Source organism: Segatella copri, from assembly GCF_009494835.1.
Classification (GTDB): domain Bacteria; phylum Bacteroidota; class Bacteroidia; order Bacteroidales; family Bacteroidaceae; genus Prevotella; species Prevotella copri_F.
Map to the genome: position 1 here is coordinate 92,011 of NZ_VZBE01000043.1, position 23,871 is coordinate 115,881.

A 23,871-nucleotide genomic window follows, 5' to 3' on the forward strand; every position below is an offset into this window, starting at 1 on the left:
TCAGACAAGGCATATCGGCTTGCGCCACAAGTTGCCACTGGCAATCCATATTATCCCGTCGTCTCACCATTCATAATCGGCATTTGATAGATACCCTTATTCGTCATCATACCATTATAGAAAACAGTTAGGGTGTCCAGTTCCATGTTCTCGTTTTTGATTATGTTTTAGCAACTTAGCACACTGTAAATCAGTAAATTAAGCACAAAATATAAGACAAATTTAACTGTCAAAAAGTCTGATGTAGATTCGCACAAGATTATAGTTTATTTAGTGAATGATTATCAATGACTTAGATGGTTATTACATTGTTTTTGATACTAAAAACTGGAACACAGAACTGGACACCCTAGAAAACAGTTGTAACGAAGGAATAAGAATATTCAGACTCATCCATCTTATCATACATAAGAATATTTGCCCCCAAGTATGAGTTATAGATACGGAAAAGGTATGCCATCCGACATGGCATACCTTAACCTAAAACCAAGCAAATTATGCTAACTACTTATTACTTACTTTTACGACCTTATTACCTTGGCGCATGATGTAGATACCCTTTACAGGTTGGTTCACACGCATACCTTCCAATGTGTAATATTCTACAGGAGCTTGCTCCCCATTGGCGTTGACAGAAGAGATAGCAGAAGGAATATTCTTGATAATCGACATGGTGTTGTCAAGCACATTCAACTTCACATCATACTTGCCAGCCTCGGTAATCTTCCAGTTATTCTTCTCACTATCTTTATTTACACGAATAGCCTTGGTGGCATCTGTTGCATCGCTTACATAGACATCAGAATTATAGTTAGTAAACTTGTTGACTACTACCTGCAACTCACCTTCCTTCAAGTCAGCAGTGGCAGTATAAACCATTGGGTTGGAAGCATCCTGAGCCAATACGACAGGCTGCCCTAAATCCCAGCCATTCTCAGTGGCATCACCAACCAACCACAAAGCTGCATATACGATTTCGTTGTCCTGATAGTCAGCCTTCTTCACTGTGATTGTTCCTGCATTGAGGTCGCAAGTAATGACATAGTTGCCAGCCTCAGCCACCTGGAACTTGCTGTCATTGCGATTCACCTCTGAAGAAACCAAAGATGTAGCCGCACCTTCTGCCAATGTTACATTCTCTTCACCTGCGGCACGATACTGGAAGCCATTGAAGATATCGTTCTCGGCATAGAACTTGAAGCCTTGGTCGGCAGCCAAGTAAACGGTAGCTGTCCATACGCCTGGCTCACCTTCCAACATTGCCACACTGTTGCTCATATCCCAGCCGCTCTTCACAGCATCACCCAGTATCAACATGCAATCTGCCTTAAAGCCATCATAGTGTTTCTTGAGAGAGATTGTCATGTCAGCGACATTCACCTCTACATCATAGGTGGCTGGCTCGGTGATGTTCCACTTGTTGTCATCGCCACCCAATACCATCTTGGTAGCATCAGCAGCATCTCTTTGGAACATAGACTGTCCGAAATCAGCATATTTATTAGTAGCCAACTTAAACTCACCTGTTGTCAACCATGTGGTAGCTGAATATACCAAAGGATTATCTTCATGCTGGTTCAACTGCACACCATCACCGATAGACCAGCCCCCAGGAGTAGCACCACCTACCATCCATAAGGCAGCATAGCGCAATGCGTGCTCCTGATAAGCAGACTTAGTTACAGTCACAGTCTTGTTGGTAAGGTCACAAACTACGTCATAGTTGGCTGCCTCTGATACCTTGAACTTGTTGTCATTGGCATTCTCGCCTGAATCATAAAGCGTGGCTGCCACACCGTCTGAAAGCATTACATCGCTGTCACCAGCACGATACTGGAATGAACCAAAGTCTGTATCTGTCAAAAACTTGAAGCCTTCATCGGCTTTCAACTGTACGGTAACTTTCCATACATCATTGCCTTGATTCAGCATCGCCACACTATTGTTCAATGCCCAACCATCAGGTGCCGCATCTCCTATGAGAATCAGCTTATCTGCTGCGAAAGAGGTCACAAAACTAACTGCAAACAAAATGCAGCACATCAAAAATCTAGTAATAATTGTCTTCATAATCTAAGTTGTTAATTATTAATTAATATTCTATTTCCGTTCTGATCGGATCCTGTTACTTGAAAATAACCTTCCTGCCTTTTTTCACATAAATACCCTTATGAGGATTGGGAGCGCGATCACCTGCCAAAGAATACCAAGGAGCATGGTCTTTGTTGGCAGCGACATCCGCCGTTACGCCTTCTATTGCCATGGGATCGGCTTTTTTTACCACAATTCGCATGCTATCCAGGTTGATGGTAATGTCGTAATATCCCGACTCTGGCACACAAAACTTGTAATCGTTGCCAAAAGTGGAGAGGTGAGCCAACTGAATATAGGAGTTGAATTGATAATTCTCATACTCCGAGCAATAGCTCTTGCAATATCCCCAATCACGACCATCAGTAAACTTGAACAACTCGTTTCCTTTCAGATATACCGTGGTTTTATAGACGTTGCTCCCACTCGCCTTATTCAAAGGTATGGCTTGCGATAGGTCGTAGGCTCCATACCCATCTTTCTTCACAGCCTCACCCGTCAGATAAACCTGGCTCTCGCCTTCCATGACCACCATCGTCCAATATTCCAGGGAAGGAAGCGTAAAGGTAAGTTGATTGCCTATTTGCTCGAACGAAAGTTCTTGCACCGCACCAGCATGACTGTCTGGACTGGCTACCCATAGCTTAGACACCTTACGGTTGGTTTGGATGGTTACAGCCAAGTTGTCCTTCCGGGTTGGTTTCTGGCGAGTACCATTGAGGTCTCGCCAAGAAAGGTCGGAGGTGTTGGAGAAGTTGAGGAAATGAACGACATCACTGTTGCCCACGGTCTTGGCGAACGTCACGATGGAGTTTGCTTGTGGAGGCCATGCCTTCACCGTATTGCCATTCACACTCACATGAGCCGAATAAGCAGCCTTGGAAGACACGCCACGCAACCAATTCTGATAAGCTGTCAGGAAATCGTAATACCTTACGAGCGCAGTCTTCAGTTCGTCGCTCATCGCCAAAGGAGCCGCTGGGAAATACTCACGAGTGAGCATGTGGTCGCCCATCTCCAAGTGAGAGCCTCCCAAGGCAAACATCACCGCATCGGTAAGCAAGGCACCAGGCGTATTGACCATGTGGTCGCCCGAGCCGCCATTGTCAGCCTTGTCGTAATTGATATAGGCTGCAAAGACCGTGGGATGCTGATGGTCGCTCAAGCGATCGTTAGTGGCGATGATGTCATAGAGATTGGCAAACTGGTCTTCTGGCGCACCACCATATCCATTGCCATTTCCCCATACCTCATTATAGCAGAAATCCACATCTCTATTCACGATTTGCTCTGTTCCATAACCCGACACTGCATTCATAATCAAGGACTTCTCGGGATGAGCCTGCTTCATGGCATCAATGAATGAGCCATAACCCGAAGGCAAATCTACCTTTTGATGATTGGCGTCATACACAGTACCACGATACCCCAACTGGTCTATCTGAAAACCATCGAAATCAAAATTACCATACACTTCCTTGTTTCGTTCCACCATATATTGCTGCCAATCGCCATTGCCCGGTACTTGCAGATAGATATTGCTTGCCCAAGAAGAAGGGAGTCCATGATAGTCTTGATAATAATTGCCATTACCATCCTTCTTCATCAAAGCCCACTGAGACTTCACACCATCGTTTGCAGCATCCTTCCATGCGCCAAAGCAAAGGTTATAGAAGATGGATTTCATGCCGTAAGCATGTTGTGTGGCAATATAGTTCTTGACATATTCCACGCCTACCCATCGATTGCTAATATCGGTATACCATTGGGTGAGCGAACCATCACCATTCAATTTTACAGGTCGATGGTGCATCCACTGCCAGTCTTGGAATTGCACACCATTGATATGCAATCGATTGAGATATGCCATCTCGCTCTTGATGTTGGCGTTCTTATCGACTGTACTGCTGTAATTATCAAAGTCAGCGACAAAGCCGTAACGTGGAAAACGTTTCCAATTGCTGGAAACATCTACGGCTATCGTACCAAGAATATTTTCCACACCACTGCCCTCTGTATACAATTCCACCAAATAACCTTGATAATCGGCAGATGGTGGCAACCAAGTCCACTGCTTACTCTTAGCCACCTCTGAGAAGTCTTGGACAAGAAGCACATGGGAACCATAACGATAACGCACCTTGGCCGAAGAAGGAATATTCCCTTCTGCCACAAATGTAACAGTTTGTCCTGGTACATAGCAAGCCTTGTCGGTTTTCATATTGACAGACAACTGCGAAGTAACTGTGGCAGCATAACTACAAAGGGAAAGCATGAGGGGCAATGCCAACACCATCATACGTTTAGGCAAGAAGAGGAGTAAAGGTTTTCTCATAAAAACGATTTTATAAGGATGATGAACATAAACTCCCCATACCCCTATATATAATAAGGTATAGGTATGGGGAGAAAAATATATCTATCTTTTTACTTTTGCATGAGACTGATGGCATAACCACCACCTGCACCAGCATTCAGTTTAAGGGTAGATTTATTGGTTACCACACGCTTAGTGATGACGTATGACTGCTGATTGGCTTTGTAGCTTGCATTCTTGCCATCGGCATAGATTGTAGCAACATACTTCTTGCCCGGTGTAAGGAAATCAAGTTTCAGGGTAGACTGATGAGGAGTCTCACCCACTGTACAACCAACAAACCACTTGTCTTCGCCCTTAGCCTTGCGGGCAATGGTAATATACTGACCAGGCTCAGCCTCAAGATAACGACTCTCATCCCAGTCGATAGCTACATCCTTGATAAACTGGAAGGCATCTGCATACTTCTCATAGTTCTCTGGGATATCAGCTGCCATCTGCAATGGACTGTACATCGTAACATACAATGCCAACTGACGAGCCAAGGTAGAGTTGATATGATGATGCTTACTTGGATCAATCCTGTTCATATCGCCCTCCAAGATACCAGGGGTATAATCCATAGGACCACCTTGCAAACGAGTGAAAGGCAATACAGTGGTATGGAAAGCCTTGTTGCCTGCGAAAGACTCATACTCTGTACCACGAGCCGATTCATTGCCTATCAAGTTAGGATAGGTACGACAAAGACCTGTTGGGCGAGTAGCCTCATGAGCATTGACCATGATATGGTGCTTGGCAGCCTCGGTTACGCAATAAAGATAGTGATTGTTGAGCCACTGACCATAGTGATGCTCGCCACGAGGAATGATGTTACCTACATATCCGCTCTTCACCGAATTGTAACCATACTTATTCATCAAGTTATAGGCAGCCTCCAAATGACGCTCATAATTACGCACAGAAGCTGACGTCTCATGGTGCATCATCAAGCGCACACCCTTGGAGTGAGCATAGTCATTGAGATACTTAATGTCGAAATCAGGATAAGGAGTCTGGAAATCGAAGACATAGTCCTTGCTGTGGCCAAACCAGTCTTCCCAACCAATGTTCCAGCCCTCTACAAGCACCTGCGAGAATCCGTTCTTGGCTGCAAAGTCGATATACTTCTTCACATTCTCTGTATTGGCAGGATGCTGACCATGAGGTTTTACCTTGGTATAGTCGGTTTCTCCCAATTTGACAGATGGTAGGTCGTTAGTATAAGACCACTGTTTGCCACCACCAATCATCTCCCACCAAACACCAATGTACTTAACAGGCTTGATCCATGAAGTATCTGAATATTTGCAAGGCTCATTCAGATTGAGAATAAGGCGAGAGGCAAGCACCTTGCGTGCATCATCCACTACCATGATGGTACGCCATGGAGTATGGCATGGGGTCTGCATGTGAGCCATGTTGCCTTGTGCATCAGGGGTAAGCTGAGAGGTGAACACGAGGTTCTTGTCATCGAGATTCAAATGCATGCAAGAGTAATCCACCAAAGCAGCCTCATGGATATTGAGATAAATGCCATCAGCTGTCTTCATCTGCAATGAGGTCTGCACACCTGTAGGTGAGAAGATGGTCTGCGAAGCATTGCTGCTCACTGCTCCTTGCAACAAACCTCTGATTTCAGAAAGCTTTGATTCTGTATAGTCATATTCCTGAGTATCATAATCACCAGGAATCCACCATGCCTTATGGTCACCAGTCATCGCAAACTGCGTATGCTCTGCCTTGACCACGAAATAAGGAAGGAACTGCTGCTGAGGAAACTCATAGCGGAAACCTACACCATCGTTATAGACACGGAAACGAAGATTCATAAACCTACCATTGGAAGGCTTCTCCATCTCAACGAAAAGTTCGTTGTAATGGTTACGTATCTCTTTCTCCTCACCCCATACTGGTTGCCATGTCTCATCGAAGGTAGATGTAGAAGTCTTGTTGATGCGGAATTTATCCATCAAGGAGTTCTCCTCAGCCAACTCAATGCCCAATGTACTGGGTTTGATGACTTGTTTTCCCTTGAATGACACTTGATAAGTTGGAACGCCATCGCCTGTAAGCGAGAACTCCACACTCAGGTTACCATCTGGAGACGATACCTTCTGGGCAGATGCACTTGCAGTAAGGAGCATCATGCAACCTAACAAAAGGTGAGGTAACAGCCCCTCTAGACGAGAGAGGGACGTTACACATAGTTTATTCAGTTTACTTTTCATTTATTGTGATACAAAATTAGGTAAATTATATACTTTACTTGAGTCTTACGATCTTACAACCATGAGCAGGAATAGTAGCTGTGATAGAAGAGCCACTGCCTTCGTCCTCATGCTCCCAAAGGTCACGGATTTGTTTGGTGCCTTGTATGCCAAGCGTACTGAAATCAACTGTCACTTGGTCGGAGTTGTCATTGCGATTGAAGATACCAAGCACATAGTCGCCATTGGTCATCTGTCCATACCATATCTCATTGTTCTTGTCGTTGAGCTTGTCGCTGAGAGGCTTGCCCACGAAACCATCCTTGTTGAGGGCGAGCAACTCATCGTTGGTATAATACTTCATGTCATTGCCAATCGTAGATGGCAGGTCGGAGGCTGCGACTGGGCCACCAGCCATCAACTGCAAGGAAACTACCGTCTGCTTCTCTGCATCCGTATCGAATGTATTGAGGCGAATGAAGTCACCATCGAGAATCACCTTGTTGCGACCGCTGATATGCGACCAATAGGTAAATCCATCAAACATATTCATGCAGTTAGGCCATGTGCGATAAGACTTACCCTTGTCCTGGGCAGAGCAGTGCCACCAGCCACCAGTACCTGTATCTGCCACGATACGAATCATGTTACCATAAAGGCTCTCTACCTGTGCGTCGGCATACAAGTGAGGCATCACAAGTGAGGTGAAGATACCATATTTCTTGGCAGACTCGGCGATGTATCGCATGGCGAGCGCATAGCTCTCGCGACCATAGCCACGACCAGTGACACCGACGTTGCGATCCTGTCCATCCTCATACCAAGAGAGGAAGTCCATTCGGATGAACTCTACACCCATCTCCTTGTAATGCTTGAAGAAGCCATCGATATACTCCTTGCAACCGGGATTCTCGGCTACAGCCCAAGAGAAATCCATGTCCTTGGCAGTAGGATGAGACAACTTGTCCTTATTCTCGCCATTATAGAAGAGGTCGTTGAAGGTATATTCCGTGCCCTCTATCTTGGTTTCTCTTGGACCATGAATCCAGAGAGGATTGTCATAGACACCCAGTTTCAAGCCCTTCGCCTTACACTTGGCTGCAATGTCCTTAAGAGCCTGAGAACCATAATGGGTCATATAACCGCTCTCATCCTCGGAAAGCATTGGGATGAAACCATCCGTACAAATCATGTCATAGCCTGATGGCTTGAGTTGGGTGGCCACATAGTCGATAAGTTCATCCCATTGGTCGGAGGTAAGATCCATATCGTTGTTGCTTACACCTTTAGCGTTTTGCAACATGCAATACTCATATACACTCCAATAGAGAGGAGCCTTCACACCATCGTGGACACCTTCCACTACAGGAAGGTTGGATAGCTTGTGAGTAGAAGGATAGTTCATTTCCACATCATTGGCACAAGAGCCAAACAGAGAAACGGCAACTATCGCCAAGGAAAATAATATTGATTTTTTCATTGTTCTAATCGCTTTAATTGATTATTTCTTTACCACCTTTATCGTTTTGTTGTTGATGTCAATGGTGATTTGATAAGTACCTGCCTCTGTTACTTTCCACTGGTCGTCAGGACTTGCCGTGAAGACCATATCTGAAGCCGAAACTCCACTAGCATCTACTGTAACATTGGCAGAAGAAGGACGATAGAAAGGAGCGTTGAAATCTTTCTCCTCACTCATCTTAAATGTACCCTCCGTGAGTTGACCTTCCCATGTAAATACATCCTTGTTAGATGCATCCTGGGTAAACTCTTGCGCGTTGTCCCAAGCCCAACCACCTGCGGTAGCATCACCTATCATATAGATATGTGTTTCTTTCTGAAGCTCACCCAAGAACTCTGACTTGATGGTCCAGTGCTTAAGATCCAAGGTTAAGCGATACTTGCCCTGTACCTCTACTCTCCACTTGTTGTCGTTACCACCAGCGTAATATTCGAACTTCTCGTCCTCTACACCATTCTTGTTAATCTTGACACCATCTGAAGGGCAGTGGATGAAGGAAGCACCCCAATCTTTTTCGCCACTAAATTTCACTTCACCTGTCTTTAATTCTCCTTCGTATACAAAGATGTAGTCAGAACTCTTCGTAAGTTCAGTTGCCTGTCCCCAGTCCCAGCCACCAGGAGTAGCGGTTCCGATAATATACAGGTGTTCTAAAGATATAGGCTCTACAGCTGGCTCTTCTTTCTCACCGAGGTATTCGGTAGACATGGTCCAATTGCGCATATCAAACGTAAGACGATATTTACCAGCATCTGTAACTCTCCACTTGTTATCAGGGGCGCCTGCCCACATCGCAAAAGTCTGTCCACTAACATTTGACTTAGAGATTATCTCTTGGTCATTGACTGGACGGATAAACGGATTGTCATAACTACCAGCTACAAGACAAAGTTTCATTTCTCCAGCATTGAGAGTACCCTCCCAAGTAAAGAGCATAGGGTCATCTGCCTTTTGGGTAAAAGGAGTTGGATCGTCTATACTCCATCCATTTGGGGTTGCATCACCCACCATGAACAACGTAGAAGTCTTAATTGGCAGATTACCATCAATGATCTTCAAGTCTTTCTCGCCATCACAACCAGTAAACAAGGTCATCAGGAGAGAGAAAATAAACAAGCTGAGGCTGAATTGCTTCAATTGAATATTTCGTTTCATAATTGTATCTTATTAAAAATGGTTTACTTATTATAACCAGGATTCTGAACCAACTCATGGTTTGCATTCAAGACATCACGCATGATAGGCCAAATCTCTGTATGTTTGTCGGCATCTGGAGTCTTGTCCCACCAGGTACCAGAAGAGAACTTGCCATAGCGGATGAGGTCGATACGGCGACGGCTCTCTGCGAAGAACTCACGTCCCCACTCATCGAGCATCTCGTCCAGGTCAAGCTTGGCATTACCCTCAGGCGCATAGAGATACTCCTCATAATCAGCAGCAGGATAATTACGCTTGCGCACGCTGTTGAGCAACTTACCTGCCTCCTCTGGCTTGCCTTGACGAAGTTTGCACTCTGCGAGCGAGTAGATAATCTCTGGCAAACGAATCTCTGTATAATCGCTCTCCAACTGATGCTCATCATCATCGCTATAAAGAGGATATTTTACGAAATGCCAACCTGAGTTATGGTCACCATCACGCAAGGTAGAAGAGGTTGCAGATAGCCACTTGGTAGGAGGAGTGCTCTGGAACTTGCCCACAGCATCACGGATATACAACTCATAATCTACCTCTGGTGCCTTTACACGCTTGGTAGCTCCATTCTCATCCTTATACTCCAAGTAGCCATACAAGAACATACCCTCACGCTTGCTGTTACCCAAGTTGCGATAGAGCTTCAGACGCTCATCGTCTGGATATTTCTTGAATTTCTGGATAGGCATACCCAAGTCGTACTTATACATCGTACCGTTAGGCGCATAGCTTGGAGAAGCTGCATACTTCGTGTTATGACCACCTGCCTTGTTCTTGGTATCATTGAGATAATAGTTGGCACGTGCAGGTACTGTCCACATATAGGTATCGCCATCATACTGCCAATGGCTATAGCCTGGGGCACCTGGGAAACCGAAGATTACCTCATCACAAGCATCATTGTCCCAGTCAAAGGCGGCATCCCAACGGTCTGCTACTTGATACTTGCCATACTTGCCATCCAAGATGTCTTGAGCCACTTGGGCACACTCTGTATAATGATCCTCGCCGATATATACTTGGGCATTAAGATAAAGACGAACCAACAAGGCGGCTGCACCTGCCTTGGTCCACTGACCTTGAAGGGTAGAGTTTGTTCCAAGCTCTGTCTTCTCAACAAGAAGTGGCAAGCACTCCTTCAACTCGCTCTCTATGAAATCGTAGATTACCTTAGGCTCCACTTGCTTCATGGAAGCGCCAGTGGTTGTGGTCACCAATGGCACATTGCGGAAACCATCAAGCAAACGAAGGTAGAACCATGCTCGCAACACGCGGCACTGGGCTGTAAGGTTGTTGAACTCAGACTGTGAGAAACCGAACTTTTCAAAAGAAAGCGTACCTAAGTCCTCTATGACCTTACAACTCTGCATGATACCCTGGAAGCAGCCATTCCATTCGGTCTGGCAATCACCTCCGTCCTCTACATTATACTCATGATAGTGGTATCTACGCCATTTTCCACCATCATCCCACCAACCATCACGGGTAGGAGTAATCAGTTGGTCGGCAGTAAGCTCGTTGAGCACATGACGACTCTCTATGCTCCAGTAAGCATGCTCAAAAGGACGGAATGTGGCTCTGACCACATCGTTCTTGGTATTATAATAGTTCTCTGATGCCACCTGATCGTAGAGCTTCTCGCTCAAATCAGTACAACTTGTCATGGCAAGTGTACCAAAAGCAGCAGATACAATATAATTGAATATTTTCATTGTTTCTATATTTTTAGATGATTATCAGATATCTACGTTCAAGCCAATGATAAACTGGCGGGTAGATGGATAGTAGTCACGAGAACCTTGTCCACTTGGGGTGAGTCCGTTCACCTGATAGGTAGAAGGATCTACACCGCTAAACTTGGTAAGGGTGAACACGTTCTTTACAGTACCATATACTCTAATGCGGTCGATGAAACGACACTTCTGCAAATTGAGCGTATAGCCCAATGTAATCATGTCGAGCTTCAAGTAGTCACCTCTCTCCAAGAAGTAATCACAAACCACAGGGTTGGCATTGCCTGAAATCTTGAAGTTCTTGCCGTATGCCTTCTGCAAGCGATTGCCAGTGAAGTTGCGGTTGGCATAATAGAAATCGTGGATATTGAAGATGTCATATCCAAACGCACCACGGAAGAACAACGACAAGTCGAAGTTGCGATAGCGGAAGTTCTGGCTGGAAGACAAGGTAAACTTAGGCAAACCATTGCCCACCTTCACACGGTCGTCTGCCGTTGCTTGGGAAGCACGGATGATGTCACCGCTCTTGTCATAGACCAACCACTCGCCATCCTCGGTATGACCAGCATATCTCCACATATAGAAGTTACCGATAGACTCGCCCTTCTCAATGCGCTGCAAGTTGTAGTAAGGATATGGATCAGAAGTACCTACCTCATCATAATAGTCCTGACCTACAAACTGGGAGTTGCTGAAGCTTACGAACTTATTCTGCATGGTAGAACCGATGAGGTTGAAGTCGTAAGAGAAATCCTTGGTAGTGACAGGGCGGAAATTGAGGTCAAACTCAAAACCGTAGTTTTTCATCGTACCTACATTGACGAATGTATTGTCGAAGAGGTATGGAGGAACAGATACCTTGTAGTCACCCAACAAGTCTTGCTGTTTGCGGTTGAAGTAGTTCAAAGAACCATAGATGCGATTGTTGAGCAAAGAGAAGTCGATACCTACGTTCCAGTTCTTACCCTTCTCCCACATCAAGTCAGGATTCACATTCTTGGCTGGACCCCAAACCTGGAAGAACTTACCATTATATATATAGTAGCCAAATCCTTTCATGGTATTCAATGACTTGTAGCTATCGAAGTTTTGGTTACCCGTCACACCATAGTCGGCACGAAGTTTCAAGTCGCTGATCCACTGGACGCCCTTCATAAACTTCTCTTCAGAGATACGCCAACCAGCTGATACAGCTGGGAAGTTACCCCACTTGTGGTTAGCACCAAACTTAGAGGAGCCCTCGTGGCGAAGAGAAGCGGTGAACATATACTTGCCAGCGAAGTCGTAGCTTACACGACCGAAGAAAGCGATGAGCTTGGCATCGTTCTTGTAACTGCCCATGTTTACCTCACCTTCTTCCTTATTAAACTCACCAGCACCCAAGTTGTCTGGACCCAGAGCATCATTAGGGAAATCCTTGTTGGATGCGTTCAAACCAGAATACTGAGAATACTGGTAAGAGTAACCTGCCATAGCCTTCACATTGTGTTTGCCGAAACTACCGCTATAGTTGTTGAGCCACTCTACTACATACTGGCTCTCCTTGCTGGAAGAACGACTAGCCTCACCTTCGCGACCACTTTCGATGGCAATGGTGCTGGTAGAAGGACGGAACCAAGAGGCATCATGAGTATATTGATGGTCAGCGAACATCACCTGTGTAGAGAGATGATGATTGCCAGATGCATTCTTTGCCAACAAAGGCAAGAGGTTCAACTTAACGGTACCATCCCAGTCGATCAAACGAATATCATCCTTATCGGTCTCCAAGAGTTGACGCTCCACAGGATTGGAACCCACAACCTGACCCTTGAAGTTATAATAACGAATCGGATTATCTGGATCCATCAAAGGAGTAGTTGGATTAGCCTCAAGAGCATCCTTGAATACGCTGTAATCAGCCTTGTCGCTGTAGATGACACGAGGAGCGACATTGGCAGTAATGGTGAAGAGTCCACCCTTGGTGGTATGCATGATGTTGGCACGAGCGCCATACTCCTGACGACGAGAACGAAGGTCGATACCCTTGGCATCACGATAATCGGCACTCACACGATAGTTGCTCTTGTCATTGCCACCACTGAGGGTCAGGGTATGCTGCATGGTAGTACCCGTACGGCTGACGGCATCAAGCCAATCTACATTACCGCCGAGGTCAACGCCAGAGTCACCCCATCCCAGACGAACATCACGGAAATCCTGAGCGTTCATCATCTTCAGGTCTTTCACCATCGTGTTCCAAGTATAAGAGGTAGAGTAAGAAGCGTGCGTTCTGCCGTCCTTGCTTCCCTTCTTGGTCGTTACCAAGATGACACCATTGGAACCACGAGTACCATAGATAGCAGAGGCTGCACCATCCTTCAATACGTCGAAAGAAGCGATGTCATTAGGATTGATGTTGGTGAGGTTGCCACCTGGCACACCGTCAATCACAATCAGAGGTCCATTGCCTGCGGCACGAGAAGAGACACCACGAATCTGGATGCTTGCCTGATTGTTTGGGTCGCCCACCGCGGTATTGGTGATGCTCACGCCCGACACCTTACCCTGGATCATCATGGAAACATCAGGGGAACTGATGGTGAGGAAGTCTTTCTCGCTTACGTGAGAAATGGCAGAAGTAAGCTCTTTCTTGTCCATAGTACCATAACCGATAACCACCACCTCATTGAGCACATCAGAGCTCTCCTTCATGGTGACATCCATCTGTCTGCGGTTCTTCACCGACTCAACGACAGTCTCAAAACCTACGTATGAAAAGGTTAGAGTAGATTTAGGTGAAACTTCGATGGAATACTTTCCATCCAAATCAGTGACTGCTCCCAAACTAGAAGAGCCAGCCTTTACATTGACACCTATCAGGGGCTCACCCGAAGGGTCAGTAACGATTCCGTGCACTTTCAGAACATCTTGCGCAAGAAGCGAAAGAGGCATCAGCATGGCAAAACATGCCAGTGCAATTGTCTTTTTTAGGAATGTCTTCATTTTTAATTGTTTTAAATTATTATTTGGATAAGTAACTGTTCAAAATTAATTTTATAAATATGAATAATTCACGAATAAGTTCGTACCCACAGACGCCAAGGCCCTGTTCGTACAATAGAAAAGCGAGTCCGTAGTCTCGTAATCTATCGGTCTTATCCATTTGCCCTTAAGTATACGCCAAAGAATCTCGGCAGGATTAAGTTCTGGAGAATAAGGTGGAAGATAGAAGAGAAACAATCCTCTTTTCTCCCAAATTTTCCTCAGTTCTTTAACTTTCCGATTTCTATGAACAGAAGCATTGTCCAAGACAATTACAGTCTTCTTCGTTACATTGAAAGAGAATCTGTCAAGATAGTCCACAATCTTGTCTGCGTTGATGGACTCTTTTGTGGTAAAGCCTTTATACTGGTTCCTTTTGGTAATCATACCAAAGATATTAAGCCGGGCTGCTTTCTCGGATGGAATGTAAATATCCTCATTCTTGAATTGCCAGCCATATGGAACATAACCATTTGTACAGACATGGCTTTCGTCGGCATAATATAGCACAAGTTCTCCTTTGGAATCAAGTTCTTCGAGTTCTTGCAACTTCTCTTTCTTGTATGCGTAGAGCTGCGGTGAGGGTTTGCCCCTTGGGCGTTTTCTTATACGCTTATATCTTGCACCAATGTTTCTAAAAAACGTTTGAAAGTAATGTCACTGGCTTCTTTACCAGTCGCATTCTGCCATGCTTCACGTGCTTTGGACACGCTCTGACGGTCTTCCTCAATTGCCTTGCGGACAGCTTCTTCATCAGAACAATCCATAATAGGCTTTCGACCCTGACCAGGACGTGTCTCCAAACCTTTGATTCCATTTTCTTCATAACGTTTTACCCATGTGTAGACAGTAGGTACTGTTACCTCAAGCATTTCTGCTATTTTGGGAGCTGATTTACCTTCTAACTTCAGCAATATGGATTTGCATCTGATACGAAAACTATGAGTAGGGCCATTATGATAGCCTTTCTCTAATTTGAGGCGATCAACCTCTGATAATTCAAGTACTTTTATTGGTTTCATAATTCTATTTTTCTATAAAACGGAAAATGAACCATATTAGTACTGATATATATAAATAATTTAGATCACTTACTTAGTATAATTATTTTATGATAATTATCTTGATTACTCTACCATTATTTTCTTGGAACACTGAGAGGTGTTGCCTACTGTCTTGACGAAGTAAATGCCTTTGGTCAAATTGCTAGCCAAGAGTCCCTCTTGAATGGAAGGCCGTCTGGCAACTATGCTTCCACCCATAGTATAGACGGTGGCATTGACGGGGATTTGCGAGGAAACCAAGTAAATATTTCCATTCTGATGGGTGATGCGGATGTCTTGCTGGGTTTCCACTTCCTTCACGCCCGTTGTTTCTGTCCCATTGAACTTGGCTGAGACTTTGTCGATTTTCTCACCTTTAATGGTTTCCGTGGCTGTATTCACAGTAATACGATAATAGGCAGCCTCGGATATAGTCCATTTTACATCGCCACCTCCACTACTTCTGAAATAGCTGGTTCCCAACAAGGGTGCATCTGCTACGTATGGATGAAAGGTTTCTGAGTTCCAATCTTGAGCTGTGAGAATCTTAAACTTATTGGGTTCCTCACGATGCTCATCCCAAGTGGGTTTCAAGAAGCCTTCCCAAACCAACTCCTCTGGGTTAGATGGGTTGGGAACAAACTGTATGGAAGCGACATCTGTCCAATAATCCCAAGAATGTGGACAGCAACCTCCAACAATATAAAGTGTTTTGCGAGCTTTAAATGCCTTGGCAAAAGCATGGTGGCTATCCTTGATGGCATAAAAGCAGTATTTGCCAGGAACAGTAACGCTCCATCCCTCAGCATTGGCATTGTTGGAAACTTGCAAAGACTCACTATAATCGTGCCCGAAAGAGATATCTACTCCTTCAAAACGAGGAAGATAGAACTGGGTCTTGGAAGTGATGGTAGGCGTATCTTGCAAACGAAGTGTACCTTTTTGTAAGTTAAGTAATGCCTTGAATTCCACATCGCCATATAGTGGAAGTTCTATCACCTTGTTGCCCAGGGCACTACCAGAGACATATAGGCGAGAAGGCAAATCTACAGTGACTTCTTTCTGATAGACCGCCATCTTCATACTACGTAAATCTACATAGATGGTATAATCGCCAGTAGCAGAAGGGACAAACTTGAAGTCTCTGCTGCCGTCCAGTCCTCTGTCTATCTCCAAGTTTAAGTCATACGTATGACCCACAGAAACTTTCTGACCAGCAGAAGTGGCTACGAGATGCTTATGAAACTCTCTCGTATTGAGAAACTTAAACTCCTTACCAGCCTGTAGCTTACCGCTCCATCGAAATACACCTTCGTCTATCTTTTGCATGTCTGGAGTCTTGCCCAAATCCCAAGAGTATGGGGTGGCATCACCTATAATATATAGTTGGGTCAGTTCGATAGAATTAGACATATCTCCTGCACTAGCCCATAATCCGATTGCCAAGAAACAGATGGATAATAATATTCTTTTCATAAATCGAGACGTTTTTATTCCTTCATAAATTTGCTGATAAATGTTTTATCGTCTGCCACTACCTTACTGATATAGACTTGTGGCATGAGCATCGAGATATCTTCCGAGAAGCTACTTACTTGACTATAACTGTTGGCAAGCATAAGCTTTCCTGCCATATTACTCACCAGCCAAGACACCTGCTTCTTCTGTGAGTCAAAAGAGGCGGTGAACTTTTTGCTTGCGCTGTCATAAGTTATCTTGTTTTGTCCAGTCTTTACATCAGTTATTCCTGTGCTTGTCGAATATTCTACCTGGATACGGCGCTCCTTTGTGCAACTTGCAGAAGGCACCTCAATAGCAGTACACTTGCTCTCCTTATTATAAGAGAAGGTTGCTTTCATTCCGTCCACCTTGGCTGAAACGGGAGTTGTAGTATTGAAAATCAACAACTTATAGGAACGGTCGGCTGGTATTCCTAGAACTGTACCCTTACGTGGAGAGATGATATATTCACCCATTCTTCCATCGAAGGTCTGGCTGATGGAGGTCTCTGCGTAATTTGAAGCGTAGTCGGCATTGTCGCCAGCATCCTCATAGATGGAAGCTTTGCCATTCTCGCCCGACACGATGTTGAGTATCAACTGAGAAGGGTGCTCGGTAACATTCATTACGGTGGCAGGGTTGTTAGGAACCAAAGCTCCTTGACGATAGAAATAAGGTATCTGCTGGTCGGAGAATGACATCGTAACCAAGCGAGGACCTTCTATCATCTCATTCGTAGCCACACTCCACCATTTGCCTTCTGGCAACCATATACTCTTGGTAGTCATGCCGTTTGCTTCAGCTTTCTCTGTGATGGGAGCCACCAAGATGTCATCACCGAAGAAATACTCGTTGTCATAGGTATATGCTTCCTCTACCTCCGGATACTCATAATAGAGTGGACGACAGATGGACATACCTGTGTCGTAGGTCTTGCGAGCCATCGTATAGATGTATGGGAAGAGCGAGTAGCGCAAGCGCACTGCTTCCAAGATGGTAGGGAAATTAGGGAATTTCCAGATACGACGCTCTATGCGAGAATCGCTGGAGGCATGAGTGCGGAAGATAGGGGTGAATACACCAAACTGAATCCATCTCAACACCAAGTTGGGATTGTTCACCAATTCCTCGCTGGAGAACATATGTCCTCCGAGGTCATGCCCCCAATAGCCATAACCTACATTGGAGGCTGTAGCCGTAAAATAAGGCTCAAAAGCCAAAGCCTCATAGCTGATGTTGGCATCGCCCGAGAAACCAATCTGATAACGATGACTGCCCAAACCTCCCCAACGGTGGAAAATCACAGGACGATGGCCTGTACGCTTGGCTGCCTCATTGAAGAAGACATAGTTACACCAAAATGTCTCGCTCAAAGATTTTGTATATGGACTTGTCAGATATTGCTGCCAATCCAACCACCAGAAATCAACGCCTTCGCTCTCATGGTCACGAATGATGTTCTTGAAGAACGACTTAGTAAAGTCGGGGTAATCAAGGCTCCAATTGATATTATTGCGGCTGTCATTCAGGTACTTGCCACCTAATTCACTGTTCATGGCAGCGAAATAAGTAGGCGACTCTATCTGATTGATACCATCGGCAGGATGCAAATTGAGCGCAGTCTTAAAATTTTGTGAGCGCATCTCGGAAAGAAGACCTTTTGGATTAGGTATGAGGTTGGTGTTCCATGACCAACCAGTCCAACCACCACGACCTTCCGACTGACTATAAGCATTTCCATTCCAATGCCAATCCATATCGAGAATCATCACATCGGTAGGTATCTTATTGGCTTTCAAGTCGCTCATAATGTTGCGATAATCATCTGCCGAATAAGAAGCATACTTACTATACCAGTAACCGAACACATAATCAGGTGGCAGAGGGATGCTACCAGCAATCTTGGTATAGTCTGCAAGAGCTTTCTTGTAATTATGGCCATATCCTAACACATAAGTATCCATGGCATGATTGTCTGCACGCTGTGTCCACCAAGGATACCCCATATCACTATTAGGAGACAAGGCATAAGAACGTCCTCCATCAGAACGAGGTGAAGCCCATGAATCGTCTATCACAGCCCAACCAGAGCGAGAAACCAAACCACTTTCCATTTCCGAACGCTTGCTATCGCCCATCAGACCATCCAATGTACGGCAAGTTCCTTTTAAGTTCAGTGGATCTGGTTTGCCAGGATACCAAACTGTAGAAACACCATTACCTGTTATAGCGATGGTAAGATTGGCTGAAGAGGCTGGAAGGGTGCGTGGATCAGTTCCCTTGCGATACTTGAGCTTCAGGTTGGATGTTATTATATATAAATAGGTGTCATCCTCACTCTTGGTGAACTGAGGCGCATCCAACTTACGATTGACAATGGTGAAGGTCGCCCGATCCTCAAACTTCGCTTGATCGCTATACTCCACTCTTATCATCTCCGGAGTAAGAACCGTAAAACGAGCATTGCCACAAGTAATGACAGCCTGACTTGTTGCTACAGGATCATTGACCACTACTTGTGCCATGGAAGGAGTTAACAATAAGCAACTACTCATCATAAGTATAATGAAAGATTTCTTCATAATTCAAAAATTTAGTTGATTGCTAGATAATTCCATTTTTATTAATAGACGCTGCAAAGATAGTCATAATCTACTACCATCATGCGGCAAAGTACACGATTAGTACAAAAACGAATGATGACAAATCCCTTATTCCCATGATAATGAGCAATATACAAATAATCGAGAAATTCGTATCAAGTACATTCGCCTTTGGGCGGGATTTTGCGATAATAAGCATTTTTTCATAAAAACACAGCCTATTATTTGGCTACCCAAAAATAATTTTGTATATTTGCACACAATTTTAAGAAGCGAGATTACCATGCAAAGAATTATTATAACATTCATATTGATATGTTCTTGTTGCCATTTGTCTGCAACAAGAAACGAGAAACTTTCTTTTACTTTAGATAGCCTTTTAGACAACAGATCCAAAATCTTCAAGCAAAAGGAGGCTAGTATCAACACCTACAAGGGAATCATGGACAAGGACAAGAGCACCGCCACGTTACTTTCTATCTATGACAAGCTATTCAATGAATACTACGTTTATCAGTTTGATTCCGCCATGGTGTATGTTGACAAGTCCATAGAGTTGGCTGATAAGACCGCCAACCAGTTCTACCATGACAAAAGCAGAATAGAAAAAGCATCACTGCTTGCCATCGGTGGACTTTATGGAGAGGCTATGTCTCTGCTCAATGAGATAGACTTTTCCTCGCTCACTCCATCTCTTTCCTTTGACTATACTATCACGAAGTATTATATATATATGTATTGGTCTGACTATTGCCATGACGCAACATACGCTCCCAAGTACAGACAAAAAGCTGCTGAGTTTCTGAAACAGGCGGTCGGTCTGCTCAGCAAGAATGACAAACGTTACAATTTTTTCCTGGGAGAATACTACATTTACGTGGAACGTAACGACAAGAAGGCATTGAGTCACTACTTTCGTGTCTTGAAGGAAATACCTGTCAACTCTCGTTACTATGCCATGGCGGCATTTGCCATAGCCAACAACTATAGTGCAAATCATCAACCCGAGAAATACGAAGAGTACATCGTACAGGCATGTATCAGTGACCTGAAGAACTGCACTCGCGAGAATCTTGCGTTACAAGACTTTGCCATGTATCTATACCAGAAAGACAACGAGAACGTTTCTAGAGCCGAACGCTACATCAACTTTGCCATGGATGACGCAAAGGCGTACAACAACCGACTGCGCATCATCGAAATCTCGCAAAAGCTGCCTATCATTGTCAAGAACTATCGAGAGAAGCTAACCGCACAAAACAACTTGATGCGCGCTGCCTTGTGGGGGATTTCCATCCTCCTCATCATCATGCTCGTGCTTTTCTACTTCTATAGACAACAAAACAAGTTGCTGCACAAGCATCGTATCAAACTATCTGACAGCAACACGCAATTATCAAGCCTCAACGATGCACTCAACTTGCTCAACACACGCTTGATAGACACCAACAAGCAACGCGAGCGATTGGCGAAACTGTATATCGACCTATGCGCCAAATTCATTGACCGACTGAGCAAGTTTGAATTATTGGTACACCGAAAGATCAAAGTGGGACAAGGAAACGACTTGCTCAACATGACTTCCTCCTCACGCTTGTCAGATGAGGACTCAGCCACCTTCTTGCTACAGTTCGACACCGCCTTCCTCGACATGTATCCTTCGTTCATAGAAGAGTTCAATGCCTTGCTCAAACCAGAAGAACAAGTGAAACCAGCACATAGCAGGAGACTCACCACCGAATTGCGCATATTTGCCCTCATCAGATTGGGCGTTAAGGACAGTTCCGAGATTGCCTCCCTGTTGTTCTATATGCCTCGCACTATCTACAACTATCGGTCAGCATTCAAGAACAAGGCATTGAATCGTGAGACTTTCGAAGAGGATGTGGAGAAGCTGTGTACCGTTATGCCCACCACGGCATGATGAAGGCGGCATGCGACGCAACTTATGAAAAAAAAATCGAAACAAGTGTCCTTTTTGTTACATATTTAATAAAAAACGAAAAAAGATGCCAAGAAACTTTGTTTTCTCCTTTTTTTTTTGTTTCTTTGCCTTATAAAACTAATAATAGTCATAATTTATGGGAAAAGGTAAAAAAGGTGGCAAAAGAATGAACAAAGCGCAGCTCACTGAGATGCTGCAGGAATTCTTTGCCGAAAGACCGGGCGAAACGCTCAGCTTTAAAGAGATATTCCGTTCCCTCCGTCTTACGACGCATCCGCTCAAGATGCTGGCGATTGACATTATGGAGGAAATGGCATGGGATGACTACCTGGCTAAGGTAAGTGATAATTCTTATCGCCTGAATCAAAGCATACAGGTGATGGAAGGTAAATTTGTCAGAAAGGCAAATGGCAAAAACTCTGTTATCCCTGATGATAGCGAGAAGCCTATTTTCGTTTCTGAACGCAATTCGATGGGAGCACTTAATGGCGACAGGGTGGAATTCACCTTCCTGGCTCGTCGTAAGAATCACATCAAGGAGGCACAGGTCAACAAAATCCTTGAACGCGCTAAAGATACCTTCGTAGGACGTCTGAAAGTAGATAAGGATCTGGCTTACCTCGTGACACCTGGCGATGTCTTTGCTCACAACATCATCATTCCTAGAAGAAAGGTGAAGGGAGGAAAGACCGATGATAAGGCAGTAGTCCGGATTATAGAGTGGCCGGATGGAGAAAACAAGAGTCCTATTGGCGAGGTTGTTGACATTCTTGGCCAGATGGGTGATAATGATGTTGAGATGAATTCTATTCTTGCTCAATATGGATTACCTTATAAATATCCAAAGAATGTAGAAGATGCAGCCAACAAGATAAGCGGCGAAATCACAGAACAGGATTACAAAGAACGAGAGGACTTCCGCAAGGTATTCACTTGTACCATCGACCCGAAGGATGCCAAGGACTTTGATGATGCCCTCAGTATCCAGAGATTGGAGAATGGTAACTGGCAGGTAGGTGTTCATATCGCAGATGTATCACATTACGTCACAGAGGGCAGTATCATCGACAAGGAAGCTGTGAAACGTGCAACATCTGTATATCTTGTAGATCGCACCATCCCGATGCTCCCAGAGCGTCTCTGTAACTTTATCTGCTCGCTTCGTCCTAATGAGGAAAAACTTGCGTACAGCGTCATCTTCGAACTCGACAACAATGCCGAAGTCAAGAACTATCGCATCGTACATACCGTCATCGAGAGCGACCGCCGATATAAATATGAAGAGGTACAGGAACTCCTCGAAGCAAATGGTGTGATTGATGGTACTGGCGAACCTGCTCCAGCCGAAACCAAGGAACATCCTTATCAGGGAGAAAACGCACTTCAGCTCATTACGCTTGACAGACTGGCTAAGAAACTTCGTGCCGCAAGATTCAAAAATGGTGCTGTTAAGTTTGACCGCGAAGAGTTGCATTTCGACGTTGACGAAAAGGGGAAACCAGTAAGCTGCTACTACAAGCGCTCTAAGGATGCCAATAAACTCGTAGAGGAATTCATGCTACTCGCCAACCGTACGGTGGCTGAAAGTATCGGAAAGGTAAAGAAAGGAAAGAAGCCAAAGACGCTTCCTTATCGTATCCATGACAATCCGGACCCACAGAAGTTGGAAACCTTGCGTGAATTCGTTGTGAAGTTTGGTTATAAGATGAAAACAGAGGGTACAAAAGGCGCTACAGCAAGAAGTCTCAACAAGTTGATGTCAGATTGCGAAGGCAAACCAGAGAACAATCTCATCCAGATGGTTGCACTCCGAGCCATGATGAAGGCAAAGTACTCCGTTCACAACATCGGACACTTTGGACTGGCTTTCGAATACTACACCCACTTCACATCACCTATCCGCCGTTATCCGGATACGATGGTTCATCGCTTGCTTACCAAGTACGCAGATGGCGGCAGAAGTGCCAACGAGAAACATTACGAAGAACTCTGTGAGCATTGCTCTGAAATGGAACAGATTGCACAGAATGCAGAACGTGACAGTATCAAATATAAGATGGTAGAATTCATGGGAGATAAACTCGGCGAGGAATTCGATGCCCATATAAGCGGTATTACTTCTTACGGAATTTATGCTACCATAGACGAAAACCATTGTGAAGGAATGATTCCGATGCGCGACATCGCTGACGATTATTACGACTTCGACGAAAAGAACTTCTGTTTGATTGGTCGTCGCCACCATAATAAATATCAATTAGGCGATGCTATCCGCATCAAGGTGGCGCAAGCCAACCTGGAGAAGAAACAACTAGATTTCACCCTAGCCGGCGATTCGGCTCCTGTACGCAAGGAAAAGCCTGCAGCTAACACTTCTTCCAGCAAAGCGAAGAAGTCTAAGCAGAAGACGCGTAATCACCGTAAAAACAAATAATCTCTCCATATCAAACTGGGCTGACCTTAAAGGTTGGTCCAGTTTTTTATTTTGAACCTGAGAAATCTTTGGAAAAAAGAAATAGCAGAGAAAAAAGATCTGCATCATCCAAGACCGAACAAGTCTAAAATCTGTGAGTATCAGGGAAATCAGCATGAAATCGAGTAGGAGGAAAACGAAGTAGTTTTCCTCCTACTTTCGTTTTCCGACCTC

13 protein-coding genes are annotated in these 23,871 nt (G+C 44.6%); 2 read left to right on the top strand and 11 right to left on the bottom strand.

From position 1 onward, the window contains the following. Positions 1 to 504: 504 nt before the first annotated feature. The 11 genes from F7D47_RS06760 to F7D47_RS06810 form a co-directional block, all read right to left on the bottom strand. A complete protein-coding gene (locus tag F7D47_RS06760; RefSeq protein WP_153073620.1) occupies positions 505 to 2,070 on the bottom strand; it encodes a SusF/SusE family outer membrane protein in 1,566 nt (521 codons plus the stop codon). 55 nt (positions 2,071 to 2,125) lie between these two features. After that, positions 2,126 to 4,426, bottom strand: a complete 2,301-nt coding sequence (locus F7D47_RS06765; protein ID WP_153073619.1) for a glycoside hydrolase family 66 protein — start codon at positions 4,424 to 4,426, stop codon at positions 2,126 to 2,128. 92 nt (positions 4,427 to 4,518) lie between these two features. Continuing rightward, entirely contained in the window at positions 4,519 to 6,597 is a 2,079-nt protein-coding gene (locus F7D47_RS06770) for a glycoside hydrolase family 97 protein (RefSeq protein ID WP_228112675.1), read from the bottom strand. Between the two features lie 115 nt (positions 6,598 to 6,712). Then, entirely contained in the window at positions 6,713 to 8,137 is a 1,425-nt protein-coding gene (locus F7D47_RS06775) for an alpha-galactosidase (RefSeq protein WP_118416722.1), read from the bottom strand. Positions 8,138 to 8,158: 21 nt separating this feature from the next. Then, positions 8,159 to 9,334, bottom strand: a complete 1,176-nt coding sequence (locus F7D47_RS06780) for a SusF/SusE family outer membrane protein (protein WP_153073618.1) — start codon at positions 9,332 to 9,334, stop codon at positions 8,159 to 8,161. Between the two features lie 23 nt (positions 9,335 to 9,357). Beyond that, positions 9,358 to 11,085 (bottom strand): RagB/SusD family nutrient uptake outer membrane protein, encoded by a 1,728-nt coding sequence (locus tag F7D47_RS06785; protein WP_117693198.1) that lies wholly within the window; start codon positions 11,083 to 11,085, stop codon positions 9,358 to 9,360. A 24-nt stretch (positions 11,086 to 11,109) separates the two neighbouring features. Then, on the bottom strand, positions 11,110 to 14,094 hold the full coding sequence (locus tag F7D47_RS06790; protein WP_153085101.1) for a SusC/RagA family TonB-linked outer membrane protein: 2,985 nt from the start codon (positions 14,092 to 14,094) through the stop codon (positions 11,110 to 11,112). A gap of 51 nt (positions 14,095 to 14,145) precedes the next feature. Continuing rightward, the gene (locus F7D47_RS06795; RefSeq protein ID WP_117938167.1) at positions 14,146 to 14,763 is read right to left on the bottom strand and encodes an IS630 family transposase; all 618 of its coding nucleotides are present in this window, start codon (positions 14,761 to 14,763) and stop codon (positions 14,146 to 14,148) included. Further along, on the bottom strand, positions 14,739 to 15,155 hold the full coding sequence (locus tag F7D47_RS06800) for a helix-turn-helix domain-containing protein (RefSeq protein ID WP_153085102.1): 417 nt from the start codon (positions 15,153 to 15,155) through the stop codon (positions 14,739 to 14,741). Before F7D47_RS06800 ends, F7D47_RS06795 begins: the two co-directional genes overlap by 25 nt. 105 nt (positions 15,156 to 15,260) lie before the next feature. Continuing rightward, positions 15,261 to 16,652, bottom strand: a complete 1,392-nt coding sequence (locus F7D47_RS06805) for a SusF/SusE family outer membrane protein (RefSeq protein WP_153085103.1) — start codon at positions 16,650 to 16,652, stop codon at positions 15,261 to 15,263. 14 nt (positions 16,653 to 16,666) lie between these two features. After that, positions 16,667 to 19,201: a glycoside hydrolase family 31 protein gene (locus F7D47_RS06810; protein WP_228113346.1), complete on the bottom strand. Its 2,535-nt coding sequence runs from the start codon at positions 19,199 to 19,201 to the stop codon at positions 16,667 to 16,669. Between the two features lie 520 nt (positions 19,202 to 19,721). Here F7D47_RS06810 and F7D47_RS06815 point away from each other — a divergent pair. Beyond that, entirely contained in the window at positions 19,722 to 21,203 is a 1,482-nt protein-coding gene (locus F7D47_RS06815) for a DUF6377 domain-containing protein (RefSeq protein WP_228113597.1), read from the top strand. 157 nt (positions 21,204 to 21,360) lie between these two features. Then, positions 21,361 to 23,658: a ribonuclease R gene (gene rnr / locus F7D47_RS06820; protein ID WP_118066568.1), complete on the top strand. Its 2,298-nt coding sequence runs from the start codon at positions 21,361 to 21,363 to the stop codon at positions 23,656 to 23,658. The last annotated feature ends 213 nt before the right edge of the window (positions 23,659 to 23,871 follow it).

Bases quoted from the DNA above. Each gene is read 5' to 3' on its own strand.
- F7D47_RS06760 (WP_153073620.1), bottom strand. From the start codon at position 2,070: ATGAAGACAATTATTACTAGATTTTTGATGTGCTGCATTTTGTTTGCA.
- F7D47_RS06765 (WP_153073619.1), bottom strand. From the start codon at position 4,426: ATGAGAAAACCTTTACTCCTCTTCTTGCCTAAACGTATGATGGTGTTG.
- F7D47_RS06770 (WP_228112675.1), bottom strand. From the start codon at position 6,597: ATGATGCTCCTTACTGCAAGTGCATCTGCCCAGAAGGTATCGTCTCCA.
- F7D47_RS06775 (WP_118416722.1), bottom strand. From the start codon at position 8,137: ATGAAAAAATCAATATTATTTTCCTTGGCGATAGTTGCCGTTTCTCTG.
- F7D47_RS06780 (WP_153073618.1), bottom strand. From the start codon at position 9,334: ATGAAACGAAATATTCAATTGAAGCAATTCAGCCTCAGCTTGTTTATT.
- F7D47_RS06785 (WP_117693198.1), bottom strand. From the start codon at position 11,085: ATGAAAATATTCAATTATATTGTATCTGCTGCTTTTGGTACACTTGCC.
- F7D47_RS06790 (WP_153085101.1), bottom strand. From the start codon at position 14,094: ATGAAGACATTCCTAAAAAAGACAATTGCACTGGCATGTTTTGCCATG.
- F7D47_RS06800 (WP_153085102.1), bottom strand. From the start codon at position 15,155: ATGAAACCAATAAAAGTACTTGAATTATCAGAGGTTGATCGCCTCAAA.
- F7D47_RS06805 (WP_153085103.1), bottom strand. From the start codon at position 16,652: ATGAAAAGAATATTATTATCCATCTGTTTCTTGGCAATCGGATTATGG.
- F7D47_RS06810 (WP_228113346.1), bottom strand. From the start codon at position 19,201: ATGGCACAAGTAGTGGTCAATGATCCTGTAGCAACAAGTCAGGCTGTC.
- F7D47_RS06815 (WP_228113597.1), top strand. From the start codon at position 19,722: ATGGACAAGGACAAGAGCACCGCCACGTTACTTTCTATCTATGACAAG.
- rnr (WP_118066568.1), top strand. From the start codon at position 21,361: ATGGGAAAAGGTAAAAAAGGTGGCAAAAGAATGAACAAAGCGCAGCTC.